Source organism: Afipia birgiae 34632, assembly GCF_000308295.2.
GTDB lineage: Bacteria > Pseudomonadota > Alphaproteobacteria > Rhizobiales > Xanthobacteraceae > Afipia > Afipia birgiae.
This window is the reverse complement of the sequence record NZ_HG326652.1, coordinates 2,759,814-2,773,439: the sequence shown is the minus strand read 5'-3', so window position 1 is coordinate 2,773,439 and position 13,626 is coordinate 2,759,814. Positions and strand designations below refer to the sequence as shown.

14 protein-coding genes are annotated in these 13,626 nt (G+C 62.2%); 8 read left to right on the top strand and 6 right to left on the bottom strand.

Annotated features, from left to right (window positions below; translation table 11 throughout):
- The first annotated feature begins 49 nt into the window (after positions 1-49).
- The 8 genes from BN32_RS13075 (at position 50) to BN32_RS13040 (ending at position 8,484) form a co-directional block, all read left to right on the top strand.
- Positions 50-997 (top strand): bile acid:sodium symporter family protein, encoded by a 948-nt coding sequence (locus tag BN32_RS13075; protein WP_019198664.1) that lies wholly within the window; start codon positions 50-52, stop codon positions 995-997.
- Entirely contained in the window at positions 994-1,980 is a 987-nt protein-coding gene (locus tag BN32_RS13070) for an SDR family oxidoreductase (protein ID WP_040425686.1), read from the top strand. Before BN32_RS13075 ends, BN32_RS13070 begins: the two co-directional genes overlap by 4 nt.
- Complete coding sequence (locus tag BN32_RS13065; RefSeq protein ID WP_019198662.1) at positions 1,977-3,272, top strand: flavin-containing monooxygenase; 1,296 nt, start codon at positions 1,977-1,979, stop codon at positions 3,270-3,272. Before BN32_RS13070 ends, BN32_RS13065 begins: the two co-directional genes overlap by 4 nt.
- A 26-nt stretch (positions 3,273-3,298) precedes the next feature.
- On the top strand, positions 3,299-3,973 hold the full coding sequence (locus tag BN32_RS13060) for a dienelactone hydrolase family protein (protein ID WP_019198661.1): 675 nt from the start codon (positions 3,299-3,301) through the stop codon (positions 3,971-3,973).
- Positions 3,970-4,431, top strand: coding sequence for a GNAT family N-acetyltransferase (locus BN32_RS13055; protein WP_019198660.1), 462 nt, complete (start codon positions 3,970-3,972; stop codon positions 4,429-4,431). Before BN32_RS13060 ends, BN32_RS13055 begins: the two co-directional genes overlap by 4 nt.
- A gap of 363 nt (positions 4,432-4,794) precedes the next feature.
- The gene (locus BN32_RS13050) at positions 4,795-6,957 is read left to right on the top strand and encodes an anthranilate synthase component I (RefSeq protein ID WP_019198659.1); all 2,163 of its coding nucleotides are present in this window, start codon (positions 4,795-4,797) and stop codon (positions 6,955-6,957) included.
- A gap of 123 nt (positions 6,958-7,080) precedes the next feature.
- A complete protein-coding gene (locus BN32_RS13045; protein ID WP_019198658.1) occupies positions 7,081-7,620 on the top strand; it encodes an adenine phosphoribosyltransferase in 540 nt (179 codons plus the stop codon).
- A 63-nt stretch (positions 7,621-7,683) separates the two neighbouring features.
- Positions 7,684-8,484, top strand: a complete 801-nt coding sequence (locus BN32_RS13040) for an SDR family NAD(P)-dependent oxidoreductase (protein WP_019198657.1) — start codon at positions 7,684-7,686, stop codon at positions 8,482-8,484.
- Position 8,485: 1 nt separating this feature from the next.
- Here the strand turns inward: BN32_RS13040 and BN32_RS13035 are convergent, their stop codons facing one another.
- The 6 genes from BN32_RS13035 to BN32_RS13010 all read right to left on the bottom strand — a co-directional run bounded on the left by BN32_RS13035 (position 8,486) and on the right by BN32_RS13010 (position 13,517).
- A complete protein-coding gene (locus BN32_RS13035) occupies positions 8,486-9,157 on the bottom strand; it encodes a P-loop NTPase family protein (RefSeq protein WP_019198656.1) in 672 nt (223 codons plus the stop codon).
- 26 nt (positions 9,158-9,183) lie between these two features.
- Positions 9,184-9,951, bottom strand: a complete 768-nt coding sequence (locus BN32_RS13030; protein WP_019198655.1) for a P-loop NTPase family protein — start codon at positions 9,949-9,951, stop codon at positions 9,184-9,186.
- A gap of 144 nt (positions 9,952-10,095) precedes the next feature.
- Positions 10,096-11,259, bottom strand: a complete 1,164-nt coding sequence (locus BN32_RS13025) for a M48 family metallopeptidase (RefSeq protein ID WP_019198654.1) — start codon at positions 11,257-11,259, stop codon at positions 10,096-10,098.
- Between the two features lie 33 nt (positions 11,260-11,292).
- Positions 11,293-11,853, bottom strand: a complete 561-nt coding sequence (locus BN32_RS13020; RefSeq protein WP_019198653.1) for a LemA family protein — start codon at positions 11,851-11,853, stop codon at positions 11,293-11,295.
- 218 nt (positions 11,854-12,071) lie between these two features.
- Complete coding sequence (locus BN32_RS13015; RefSeq protein WP_019198652.1) at positions 12,072-12,452, bottom strand: COG4315 family predicted lipoprotein; 381 nt, start codon at positions 12,450-12,452, stop codon at positions 12,072-12,074.
- A 72-nt stretch (positions 12,453-12,524) separates the two neighbouring features.
- Complete coding sequence (locus tag BN32_RS13010) at positions 12,525-13,517, bottom strand: small ribosomal subunit Rsm22 family protein (RefSeq protein ID WP_019198651.1); 993 nt, start codon at positions 13,515-13,517, stop codon at positions 12,525-12,527.
- Positions 13,518-13,626: the final 109 nt, after the last annotated feature.

The window sequence follows — 13,626 nt, the reverse complement described above, 5'->3', positions numbered from 1 at the left end:
GTCCGGTGATCGGCTCAACTAACCTTGGCAGCCTGGGGTTGAGGGACACATGACGGTCGCACCGATCGACGACATTCTGCTCAACATCAATCCGACGGGGCAGCTTGTCCTTGGCGGCGTGCTTGCGCTGATCATCTATGGCGTCGCACTCGATCTGCGGATCGACGATTTCATCGAAGTGTTTCGCAGGCCGATCGCGCCTCTCTCCGGCCTGCTGGCGCAGCTTGCGGTGCTGCCTGCGGTGACATGGGCGATCACCATGCTGCTGAAGCCGCAGCCCAGCATCGCACTCGGCATGATGGTGGTGGCCGCGTGCCCGGGCGGCAACATCTCCAATCTGATCACGCATATGGCGCGGGGCAACACCGCGCTGTCGATCAGCATGACCGGCGTGTCGAGCCTGCTTGCCATCGTCACGACGCCGCTCAACATCCTGTTCTGGGCCGCGCTTAACCCCGATACGGCGGCGCTGCTGCGACAGGTGAGCATCGAGCCGCTGTCGTTCCTCGGCTCGACCATGGCTATCCTCGGCATTCCGATGGCGCTGGGCCTCGCGACCGTGCACTACTGGCCGCGCCTCGGCCATCTACTCCGCCGTCCGCTGCAGATCCTGTCGTTTCTGTTTCTGGTCGCGTTCATCGGCGGCGCGATCTTCACCAACGCGCGTTATCTCACGACCTTCGTGCAATCGATCCTGCCGTTCGTTGTACTGCATAACGCCATCGCCATCGGGCTTGGCTGGGGCACCGCCAAATTGCTGCGCCTCAGCGATTATGACACCCGGGCGATGACCATTGAGGTCAGTATGCATAATTCGGGGCTCGGCCTTGCGCTGATCCTCAACCAGTTCGACGGCGTTGGCGGCGCGGCGCTGGTCGCGGCGGGGTGGGGCGTCTGGCATCTGATTTCCGGGTGGGCGCTGGCGGCGTGGTGGAAGCGCCGCGATCCGCATCCGCGAGGCGAAAGCCAGATCGCACGGACGGACACGGCAGAATGAGCGAAGCTCACTCAGGACAATATGCCATGCACGGCGGCGTGCTGGTCACCGGCGCTGCGGGCTTCATCGGCAAGTCGCTGATCGCAGAACTCGCGCGCGCCAATACAAACTCGGAGATCATCGCGCTCGATATGCGCGAGGTCGTCGCCCATGAACGTCTCCCCAACGTCACGTATCTGACCGGGGATATTCGCGATCCCGCGCTCAGGGACCTTTTCCAGTCGCATCGCCCGCAGACCGTCGTGCATCTCGCGTCCGTCGTCGCGGTCGGCGGCGATCCGCAGCGCGACTGGGAAATCGACGTGCTCGGCACCAAGAATGTGCTGCAATCCTCACTCGATGCCGGTGTTGAACACCTGATCGTCACGTCAAGCGGCTCGGCCTACGGTTATCATGCCGACAATCCGGTGCCGCTGCACGAGAGCGATCCGCTGCGCGGCAACGCGGATTTTCCCTATGCGCGCAACAAGCGCGAGGTCGAGGAAATGCTGATCGAGTGGCATGATCTCTATCCCGATCTTCATCAGACGGTGTTTCGGCCCTGCACGGTGCTCGGGCCGACCACCAACAACCAGATCACCGCGATCTTCGAGCGGCCGGTGGTGATGGGCGTCAGCGGCACCGCGACGCCGTTCTCGCTGATCGCCGACAGCGATGTGGTAGAAGCTCTGGCGCTGGCCGTGCGCCAGCCGAAGCCTGGCACCTATAATCTGGCCGGCGAAGGGACGCTGAGCCTGCGCGAAATCGCTGAACTCAATCACCGGCCCTACGTATCCATTCCGCCCGCGCTGCTGAAGTTTGCGCTGTGGCTGCTGCATCTGCTGCGCGTCACCAAGCTCGGGCCGGGACACGCCAAGTTCATCCAGTACCGGCCGGTACTGTCCAACGACAAGCTGAAATCCGAATTCGGTTTCACGCCGCGCTATGACGCGCGCAAGGTGTTCGAGCGTTATCGCGATGGCCGGGCGGAGCGAGAGACATGACGACGCTCGTTATCGGCGCGGGGCCGGCGGGCCTTGCCGCTGTCAGGAGTCTCAAGCAGGCCGATCTGCCGGTGAAGTGCGTGGAGAAGAACGCCGATGTCGGCGGGCAGTGGCTCTACGGCGCCGAGCCCAGCGCGGTCTACGCTTCAACCCATCTGATTTCCTCCAAGCGCACCACGGCCTATGCGGATTTCCCGATGCCGGAAGACTGGCCCGCCTATCCGGGTCACGAGCGCATATCGGAATACTTCAAGTCGTTCGCAAAGCATTTCGATCTTTATCCCTCGATCCGCTTCAACACCGGCGTACGCACCATCGAACAGCGCGACGGAAGCTGGCTCGCGACTTTTAATGACGGCACCACCGACGATTATGAGAGCGTGATCTTCGCCAACGGGCATCTCAGCGATCCATTGATGCCGAAGATTCCAGGCGACTTCAGCGGCAAGCTGATGCACGCGAAGGACTACAAGACCGCCGATATTTTCGAGGGCAAGCGTGTGCTCGTCGTCGGGATGGGCAATACCGGCTGCGACATCGTCGTCGATGCGATTCACCGCGCCAAGCAGGTGCTATGGAGCGTTCGCGGCGGAAATCACTTCGTGCCGAAATTCCTTGCGGGAAAGCCGGCCGACGAGGGCAATCACAAGCCGAAGCGTTTCATCATTCCCAAGCGATTGCGCTCGATGCTGCACGAGCCGATCCTGCGGTTTCTGGTGGGGCCGCCGGAGCGGTTCGGCCTGCCGAAGCCGGAGCATCGGCTTTACGACAAGACGCCGATCGTGAACTCCCTTGTGCTCCAGCATCTGGGGCAGGGCGACGTCACGCTGCGCAAGCCGATCAAGGAATTTCGCGACGACACGGTTGTCTTCATCGATGGGCAGGAAGATCAGGTCGATCTTGTGCTGCTCGCAACCGGCTACGAGATCACGTTTCCGTTTCTCGAAGACCTCACCGAACTAAACTGGCAACCGGAAAAGGGCGCACCGCGTCTCTACCTCAACATTTTTCCGTCACGCCCGAACGGTCTCTACGTCGCGGGACTGCTGGAAGGTGCAGGCGTTGGCTGGCCGGGCCGCGCGCTGCAGACCGATCTGATCGCCGCCTACATCAAGGCGCAAACGGAAAACCCCGACACGACGGCGGATTTCCGGGAAAGGATTGCCGCATTTTTTGCCCGGCTGCCGAACAAGGATCGCGGGGAACACGGAATTTTCGTCGACTTCCTGCAATACAAACGTGATCTTCAGAAGGCCATCGCGAGCTTGAGCGTCGCTTCGCCCGCGGTATAAAGCATCAGAAAATATCGGAGGACATTATGGGTACAGCGATCACGTTCAAACGTCCCGACGGCAAGGAAGCAAAGGGTTATCTCGCCAACGCCGCGCGCGGCAACGCGCCGGGCGTCGTCGTCATTCAGGAATGGTGGGGTCTGCAGGACCAGATCAAGGGTCTGTGCGATCGCTTCGCGGTAGCCGGTTTCGATGCGCTGGCGCCCGATCTCTACAACGGCGTGGTGGTGCCGTATCACGACACCGACGCCGCGAACAAGGAGATGAACTCTCTCGATTTCATGGATGCCACGACACAGACGGTCCGCGGCGCGGCGCAGTATCTCGCCCGCAACGGCGCCAAGGTCGGCCTCACCGGTTTCTGTCTCGGCGGTGCGGTCACGGTGATCGGTTCAACCCGGATTCCTGAACTGGCGGCGGGCGTTGCGTTCTACGGTATTCCGCCGGAGCAGGCGGCTAAGCCCGCTGACGTCAAGATTCCGCTGCAGGGCCACTTCGCCAACCGCGACGATTGGTGCACGCCGCAGGTGGTCGATGCGTTCGAGAAGGGTCTGAAGGCCGCCGGAAAGACTTCCGAGTTCTTCCGATATGATGCTGACCACGCCTTCGTCAACGAGCAGCGGATGTCGGTGCATGACCGGGAAGCTGCCGAGCTGGCCTGGGGCCGCGCGACCGACTTTTTCAGGAAACATCTGGGGTGAGCTTCACCATCTCCGACCTGCGGCAGCAGCCAGCGTTCTTTGACGCTGTTGCTGACCGCATCTGGCGGGCATGGTGGAAGGAGCAAGGCGTCCCGGTGGACTACATCGCCGGGCGATTGCAGGAGAATATGACGCCGTTGCCAATCCCTTTTGCGCTGGTGGCGCACAGGGGCGATACTTTTCTGGGCACGGCATCGGTTATTGCCTCAGACCTCGAGGATCGCCCCCAATACTCGCCCTGGGTGGCGGCGGTCTGGGTCGATCCAAAGTACCGGATGCAGGAGATCGGCACGGAACTGGTCGGCCGCGCGGTCAGCGAGGCCTTCGCACTCAGTTTCCGGCGGGTCTATCTGTGCGCCCAGAAGGAGAGGCGGCGGTTCTACACCCGGCAGGGCTGGGCGCCGATCGAGGAGAATGTAGGGGAGCACAAGCTGACGGTCTTTGTGAAGCAGGCCTAGTGTGGTGGCTCGCAAGTCCGCCTCATTCTCCAGCGCGTTCATCTGCGGACTTGCGAACCGAAACCACACTAGAATCACAATTTTCTAGTGCCCCTTTGAATCCGAAGTTCGCTACGGAAGGTGCTGCGGAGTGAAGCGAACTTCGGATTCAGGGCACTAGGTCTTGACATCGCCCCCCGGCAGTGATGTTTTGCCCGCCATGAGCACCCTGTCCAGCCCAGCCCGTCTTTGGTGGCGCACCTTCTAAAGGTGGCCGGTGCGATTTATTTCATGAACAATCGTCGAGGCCGTCATCGCAGAGCGACGGCCTTTTTTCGTTTGTCCTGTGTGGCGTTCCTCCAGCAAGTCTCGTAAGAGGACCAGATGAACAGGACAGTTTTCGCGCTTCCCGCGCAGAGCGAATACCGGACCGCCCGCGGCCTCGATGTGGCCCGTTCCGTCGAGCATTTCACTGGCGGCGCGGCGCTCGATCGGCTGATCGAGCAGCTCGATACCAGCCGTGGCGTGGTGCTGTCGTCGGGCACCACGGTGCCTGGCCGCTACGAAAGCTTCGACCTCGGCTTTTCCGATCCGCCGCTGCGGCTGGAATCCACCGGCACGGATTTCTTTATCGAAGCGCTGAATGCACGCGGCAAGGTGCTGGTGGCGTTTCTCGCTGAGACCCTGAAAGAGCCCTGCGCCGTCATCACCGGGAAGAGCGCGACGCGCCTTGCGGGTCATATCGTGCGCGGCGATGCGCCGGTTGACGAGGACCAGCGCACGCGACGTTCGTCGGTGGTGTCGCTGGTGCGCGACATTATCGCGGCATTCAATTCGCCAAGCGACGGACTGCTCGGGCTGTTCGGCGCATTCGCCTACGATCTGGTGTTCCAGTTCGAAGACCTTGTGCAGAAGCGTGAGCGCGAGAAGGACCAGCGCGACATCGTTCTCTACATTCCGGATCGTATCCTGGCCTACGATCGCGCCACCGGGCGCGGCGTAATCCTGAGCTATGAGTTTGCGTTCGGCGGCCAGTCCACCAAGGGCTTGGACCGCGAAACGCCGCCAAGCGTCTACGCCAAGACCAAGCGCGAGGGCTTCGCCGATCATGCGCCCGGCGTCTATCAGGCCACTGTCGAGACGGCGCGTCAGGCGTTCGCACGCGGCGATCTGTTCGAGGCGGTGCCGGGGCAATTGTTTGCCGAGCCTTGCGAGCGCACGCCGGCGGAAGTGTTCCAGCGTCTGTGCAAGATCAACCCGTCGCCTTACGGCGCGTTGATCAATCTCGGCGATGGCGAGTTTCTGGTGGCGGCGTCGCCGGAAATGTTCGTGCGTTCCGACGGCAAGCGGATCGAAACCTGTCCGATCTCCGGCACCATCGCGCGCGGCGTCGACGCCATCAGCGATGCCAAACAGATTCAGGAGTTGCTGAATTCGCAGAAAGACGAATTCGAACTCAACATGTGCACCGACGTCGACCGCAATGACAAGGCGCGCGTTTGCGAGCCGGGCACAATCAAGGTGCTGGCGCGGCGGCAGATCGAGACTTACTCGAAGCTGTTCCACACCGTCGATCATGTCGAAGGCATGCTGCGCCCAGGTTTCGATGCGCTCGACGGCTTCCTGACCCACGCATGGGCGGTCACGGTGACCGGTGCGCCGAAGCTGTGGGCGATGCAGTTCGTCGAGGACCACGAGCGCTCGTCGCGGCGCTGGTATGCCGGCGCGCTCGGATTTCTGGGTTTTGACGGCAGCATCAACACGGGTCTGACCATCCGCACCATCCGCATGAAGGACGGTCTGGCCGAAGTGCGCGTCGGCGCGACGCTGCTGTTCGACAGCGATCCTGTCGCGGAAGAGAAGGAATGCCAGACCAAGGCTGCGGCGCTGTTTCAGGCGCTGCGCGGCGATCCGGCGAAGCCGTTGTCGGCGTTCGCGCCGGACGCCACCGGCTCCGGCAAGAAAGTACTGCTGATCGATCACGAGGATTCGTTTGTGCACATGCTGGCGGACTATTTCCGTCAGGTCGGCGCGACCGTCAGCGTTACGCGGCACAATCACGCGCTCGAGATGCTGAAGAAGGACAGCTACGACCTTCTGGTGCTGTCGCCCGGCCCCGGCCGCCCTGAGGATTTCGGCATCTCGAAATTCATTGGCGCGGCGCTGGACAAGAAGCTGCCGGTGTTCGGCGTCTGTCTCGGCGTGCAAGCCATCGGCGAATATTTCGGCGGCAAGCTCGGGCAATTGTCCACTCCTGCGCATGGACGGCCCTCGCGCGTTCAGGTGCGCGGCGGCACACTGATGGGCAATCTGCCCAATGAAGTGGTGATCGGACGGTATCACTCGCTCTATGTGGATCGCGTCGGCATGCCGGACGTGTTGGAGGTCACTGCCAGCACCGAGGACGGCATCGCCATGGCCATCGAGCACAAGACGTTGCCGGTCGGCGGCGTGCAGTTTCATCCCGAGTCGTTGATGTCGCTGGAAGGCAATGTCGGACTGCGGATTGTGGAAAATGCATTCAGGCTCGGCCGGCCTGCGAGTTGATATGTGTCCGTCATTGCGAGCGCAGCGAAGCAATCCAGTGCGCGGAAACGAGAGGTCTGGATTGCTTCGTCGCTTCGCTCTTCGCAATGACGAATTCTTTGGTTCAACCGGATTAGACAAACAATGACTCTCGAAGACGATTTGAAAGCCACCGTCCGCGCCATTCACGACTATCCGAAGCCCGGCATTGTTTTCCGCGACATCACCACGCTGCTTGGCAATGCCTGGGCGTTTCGCCGCGCGGTCGATGAGCTGGTGCAGCCCTGGGCCGGCTCCAAGATCGATAAGGTCGCGGGCATGGAGGCGCGCGGCTTCATTCTCGGCGGCGCGGTGGCGCATCAGGTCTCTGCTGGCTTCGTGCCGATCCGCAAGAAGGGCAAGCTGCCGCATACCACGGTGCGTATCGCCTACTCGCTGGAATATGGCCTCGACGAGATGGAGATGCATGCCGACGCCATCAAGCCCGGTGAACGCGTCATCCTGATCGACGATCTGATCGCGACCGGTGGCACGGCGGAAGGCGCGGTGAAGCTGCTGCGCCAGATCGGCGCCGATGTGGTCGCTGCCTGCTTTATCATCGACCTGCCGGAACTTGGCGGTGCGGCGAAGCTGCGCGCGATGGATGTGTCGGTGCGGACGCTGATGACATTCGACGGTCATTGAGGCATCCGGCTAGGTGCAATCCGGTAGCCGTCAGAAGATGCTCTGAAACACAAGGGGCGGCAGATGGATCTTCAGCTCACGGGTAAAATCGCAGTCGTTACCGGCGGCACGCGCGGCATAGGCAAGGCGATTGCGCGCTCGCTCGCAAGCGAGGGCATGGATGTCGCGATCGTCGGTCGCGATGTTGAAGCGGCGAAGGCGACAGCCTCGGAAATTTCAAGTGAGACGGGCCGCATGGTGCGCGCCTATGCGGCCGACACCGGCAAGGACGATGCGGTGCGCGCCGCTGTCGCCGCGATTCGCTCGGATTTTGGCCGGATCGATGTGCTGGTCAACAGCGCGGCGCAGCCGAGCGGTCAGGCCAAGCCGCCGTCGCTGAGCGAGATCACCGACGAAATGTTCTGGAGCGATGTTAACGTCAAGGTCATGGGTTATCTGCGCATGGCCCGAGAAGTCGCGCCACTGATGACGGAGCAGGGCTGGGGCCGCATTATCAATATCAGCGGGCTTGGCGCGCGTCAGACTGGCACCACCGTCGGCAGTATCCGCAATGTCGGCGTGGCGGCGCTGACCAAGAATCTCGCCGATGAACTGGGACCTCGCGGCATCAATGTGACCTGCGTTCATCCCGGTCTGACCCGGACCGAGAAGACGCCGGGCGTGATCGCGTGGCGCGCGGGGCTCACGAAGAAGACGGAAGCCGAAGTCGAGAAGGCGATGAACGATCTCAACACGATCCGCCGTCTGGTGACGGCCGAGGAGATCGGCCACATCGTCGCATTTCTGGCGTCGCCAAAGTCGATCGCCATCAATGGCGATGCGATTGCGGCGGGCGGCGGCGCGCCCGGAAGCATCTATTACTGAATCAGCCCAACTTGTGCAGGATCAGGTTCAGCTCCAGCTCGCGGAAGCGCGTGTAGTTGGTGCGTACCCATTGATGCAGTTCTGACGACTGATCCTTGTTGGTGCGCAGGTAATGCGAGAATGAAAAATTCAGCCGGCCGATGATCGACTTAAGGAACGCAGGCAATGCCGCGACCTTGAACGGGCGCACGCGGGCGAATTCTCTCGGCAACGGTCCCCACAGAACATGCTCGTTCTCGACCGGCACGATGGCGGCGTTCGGGAACGTCTCGCGCAGCATCGTCCATGCGACGCTGGAGGCGCGGTCACGGTCTGGGATGAACAGGACGATCGGATCAACGCCGCGCCGGTCCGCTTCCTTCATGAAGCCGATTTCCGCGATGAGCTTGAAATAATCGTCGAAGGCGTGAAAGCCGAGGTCGATCACCTTGGGCACCCCGTCATTGACGATAAGACGGTCCATCAGCGCCATCTGCCCGAAGGTGTCGCTGATCAGCGCAGTCTCGGTGACGCCGGGGAGATAGTTCAGCAGCGACGGCTCGCGCAGGTTGATATCGAAAGCGGTCACCGCGCCGCGCTGAAGCACGAGGAACTCGGTCAGCGCCCGCGCGATCAGCGTCTTGCCCACCGCAGGGCGGGGCGAGCAGACGATATAAACAGGCGTGCGGCGCATCGGCGCGATGTCCGGCAGTCAGACGGTTAGATCTCGCTTGTCGGTGCGCGAGATGTGGCTGACTTGTCCTTCGAGCCGACGATCTCGGTCAGCTTGATGCGGTCGAACTCACCCCACACATTGCCCAGCCAGTGGCGGACATAGCCGCGCAGCACGAACGAGTAGTTGGCGGCTTCATCCTTCGTCCCCTTGTTGGCGACGAACTTGAGGAACGGCACCGAGGCGACTTCGACCTGCTCGTAGGCCATTTCGTTCAGCTTCGGAATCGTGATCTCGGTGGCGTTCTTGATGCGGTGGAAATACGAGTTGTAGGTCGCCTGGTCCCACTCGAAGAAGCTGGTGTTGTTGATGAAGTTCTTCACCAGGAAGTATTTCGCGCCGTCCATGAAGTTCGCGGTCTCGGCGATCTCGTCCAGCGAGGCGATCGACGGGCCGAGAATGTGGAACACGGCGAAGGTGATCTGGCCGGAGCGGGCGGCGTCGAGGAAGCCGATGTCGCGCAGTGCCGCGAGGGTGGGGGACAACAGTCCTGCGCGGACGTCGATGACGGTCACGCTGGTGCCCGATGAATTCAGCGTATCGAAGATTTTCATCTGATCGGACGTCGAGGTGACGTCGACGATCTGGGTGATGTCGGGATGAAAGCGCATCAGCGTGCCGCGCGGCGATTCGGTATCGAAGGCGCGGGTTGGGATGTTGTTTGCGCTGAAATAGTCGAGAACGGTGCGCGAAACGGTGGTCTTGCCGACCCCACCCTTGTCCGCGCCCACTACGATCACTGCCGGTTTCGCCATAAGACCCCTTTACGCGCTAAACACGTCCGCCTGACGACGGGAGCTTAGCCTGCTTTCCGCCGGAACATGGCAGAATCGAGGGATAATTCAATTCTTGACGACGCTGTTATGCTTAATAAACAACGGCTTCGTTAATGCCGAGGCTTATCGGCGGCCCCATGGCCCGAGAATCGAGCCCGCCGGAGACGGCGTCGGCTGCGGGGAACTGCCCCATGGTCCGGTATGTGGAGGCTCCGGCCGTGCTTCAGGTGAGGTATCCCCGGATTGGGGTGCGTTATCGCCGGTTTCAGCATCACCGCCCGGCAGCGGCATCGGGCCGGGATCGTGGCCGCCGGCATACTTCACCAGCGCCTTGACCCGCAAATCGACCGAGGGGTGGGTTGCGAACAGGTCGGCGAAGCCCTCGCGCGGATTGTCGATGCACATTTCCATCACGGCGGAGGTCGCACCTGGCAGTTCGCCGCGGCCCTCGATCTTGCGCAGCGCCGAGATCATGGCGTCCGGGTTCTTGGTGAGTTCGACGGAACCCGCATCCGCCAGCAGTTCGCGCGAGCGCGACAGGGCGAAACGCACCACCAGCGACAGGCCCCACGCGAGGCCGATCAGGGCAATCGCCAGCAGCACGATGGCGAAGGCGCCGCCGCCCTTCTTGTCGCCGTCGGACGATGACGACGAGGACCGCCCACCGCCGCTGTAGCGGACGCCCGAGTTGAAAAAGATGCGGAAAAACAGTTCCGCGAAAAAGCCGATCACGCCGGCGATGACGACGGCGATCACCAGCAGCTGCACGTCGCCGTTGCGGATATGGGTCAGTTCGTGGCCGAGGACGGCTTCCATCTCCCGGTCGTTGAGCGCCTTCATCAGGCCCGTGGTGACGCTGATCGCATACTGGCTGCGGTTGAGACCGGTAGCAAAGGCATTGAGCGCGGGACTGTCGACGATTTTGAGCTTCGGCATCGGAATGCCGCGCGAGATGCAGAGATTTTCGAGCAGATTGTAGAGCCGCGGCTGTTCCTGCCGCGTCACGTCATGCCCGCCCGTCACCGCATCGATGATGTTCTGGTGAAAGAAATAGGCGATCACGATCCAGAGCGCGGCCCCGATAGTGGCGAAGGGAAACGCCTTGATGAGGTCGCGCCCGGCGAGGGTAACATACGCCTCGAACGGACGGTTGCTGTTGAGCGCGACCTCCGCCAGCAGCGCACCGGCGAACACCATCACGTAGACGAGCAGGAACAGGCCGCCGAGCAGCAGCATCGAACGAACCTTGTTCGATGCGATGTGCGTGTAGAGACCGTACGCGGCCATGATGCGCTGCTCGTCGTTTTCGGTGTCAGGCGATCAGAACTTGACCGACGGCGCCTGTTCGAGCTGACCGCGCTGCTCGCCGAGGTCGAAGAAATCCTTCTTGGTGAACCCGAGCGCTCCGGCGAACAGGGCGGCCGGCAGTTGCTGGATGCCGGTGTTGTATTCCTGAACCGCATTGTTGAAGAAGCGGCGGCTGGCGGCGATCTTGTTTTCGATGTCCGACAGTTCGCTCTGCAACTGCTGGAAATTGGCGTTGGCCTTGAGGTCCGGATAGGCCTCCGACAGGGCGATCAGGCGGCCCAGCGCCGCGCCGAGCTGGCCTTCCGCTGCCGACACCTGCGCCGGTCCCTGAGCGGACATGGCGGCGTTTCGGGCCTTGATAACGTCTTCCAGCGTACCGCGCTCGTGGGTGGCGTAGCCTTTGACGGTCTCGACCAGGTTCGGAATCAGGTCGTGGCGCTGCTTGAGCTGCACGTCGATGTCGGCGAACGCCTGTGACACGCGCTGCGCCAGCGCGACCAGCCGGTTGTAGGCGCCGAACACGAACAGCGCGATGACGACGATGGCACCGAGTAAAATCCAGCCGGACGACATGAGGGAAAACTCCTTGAGGACGACGAATGCGCCGAACCTAGCCGAAAAGATCGGCGCGCGGCAGGGCCCGCGACGCAGATGTCGCGCTATTTGGTCGCCTTCAAGGAGGGATGGTTCAAATATGAACTGAAATAAGCGGGTCCTTTGAAAACGGACGGCGCCTTCAATCTCCCGACTGGCCGTCCCCGCCTGCGCGGGGACGACAAGACTTAATTCGCTTACGGCTTGGCCATGTGCCATGCGCCGTTGAGGAAGCCGTCGCCGGTGGTGTCGCCGGGCTTGGTGTCCTTCGCGAAGGTGTAAAGCGGCTTGCCCTTGTAGGCCCACATCTTGCTGCCGTCGTCGCGGGTGACAATGGTCCAGTCGCCCGAGGCCTTGGCGTCCGCGGCGGCCATCAGCGGCGGCCAGTTGGTGGCGCAGGGACCGTTGCAGGCCGACTTGCCGACGCTGTCCTTGTCGAATGTATAGAGCGTCATGCCCTTGGCATCGACATAGGTCTTGCCTGCCGGAGTATCTGCGACCTTCGCCGCCTGCGCGAAAGCTGCGGATGATGCGAGCATGAAAGAGACAGCCGCAATCGCGGCGAATGTTCTGGACATCGCTGTTTGACTCCTGATGAATATTGCGTCGGACGCGAACGCGTCATCAGGACAAACTCCGGCGTGGCGAAATTATTCCGGTCCGCCGTTCCCGGCGGGAAAAACCGCGTCGCCCCAGTCCCATTTTTTCGCGCGCTTGTATGCAGATTTGTCGCGATGCGGGATGCTCGCGGCTTCTATCCCGTCGGCCGTGCAGATTTTTGCGGTCACCGCGATCTTGGTCACCTGCGGCTGTGCCAGCACGCGCGTCGGCCGCAGCGCAGGACGCGTGCGTGACAGGACGACATAGCTGAATTTTTCATCCTCGTAGGGAAGGTCGGCGCCCTTGAGGTGTTTATGCGCGCGCGATCGCTGCAGCCGTTGCGTAAAATGACACCAGTCGGGTTTGGTCAGTGGACATGCTGCATCGTGCGGGCAGGGGGCGATCACATGTGCGCCCTTGGCGATCAGCCGCGCGCGCAGATCGATGATGCGCGCATATCCCGCCGGCGTGCCGGGCTCGACGACCACCAGCGTGTCGCGCGTTTTCGCCCACATGGCATCGGCCAATGCCGAGCGCTCGCTCGCGCTCAACTCGTTGATCACGTAGCTTGCGACGACCAGATCCGCCTCGGGCGAAGCAGTGAGCAGTTTGCGCGCGTCGCCGGAGTTGTAGCTCATCGCGCCGAGCCGCGGGTGTGACTGCGCCAGTTCGGCCGCGAGGTCGCGCAGCGCCGTGTTGGCGTCGAGCAAGGTGAAAGTATTGAGCGAGGGGAAGGCTTCGCTTGCCGCCCATGTCGCGGTCCCCGGGCCAGCGCCGATATCGAGCAGGCTCTTAGGTGCGAAGTCCGGATTGACCTCCGTGAAGGCATTGAGGCTCGCGGCAACCGCCGCATAGGTCGCCGGCATCCGCGCCAGCGCATAGGCGAGAGCGTCGTCGCCTGTCCTGATGCCGCCGGAGCCGCCGCCGTCACGATAGGTCCGCGAGATGGTGTCCGCGCGCTGCGCGGCGTCGTTGCGCGACAGGCCTTCCGCCTTGCGGGTCAACGCGGCTTTGAGTTCGGCGGGGAGGTTGGGAGCGATCATTGGCGGAGCATACTATGTCGTCCCCGCGAAAGCGGGGACCCATAATCGCGAAGGCCTGCTGGTTGGAAGGAGCCTTCCGGCCATCTTTTCAAATTGAGAGGCCGGTGGC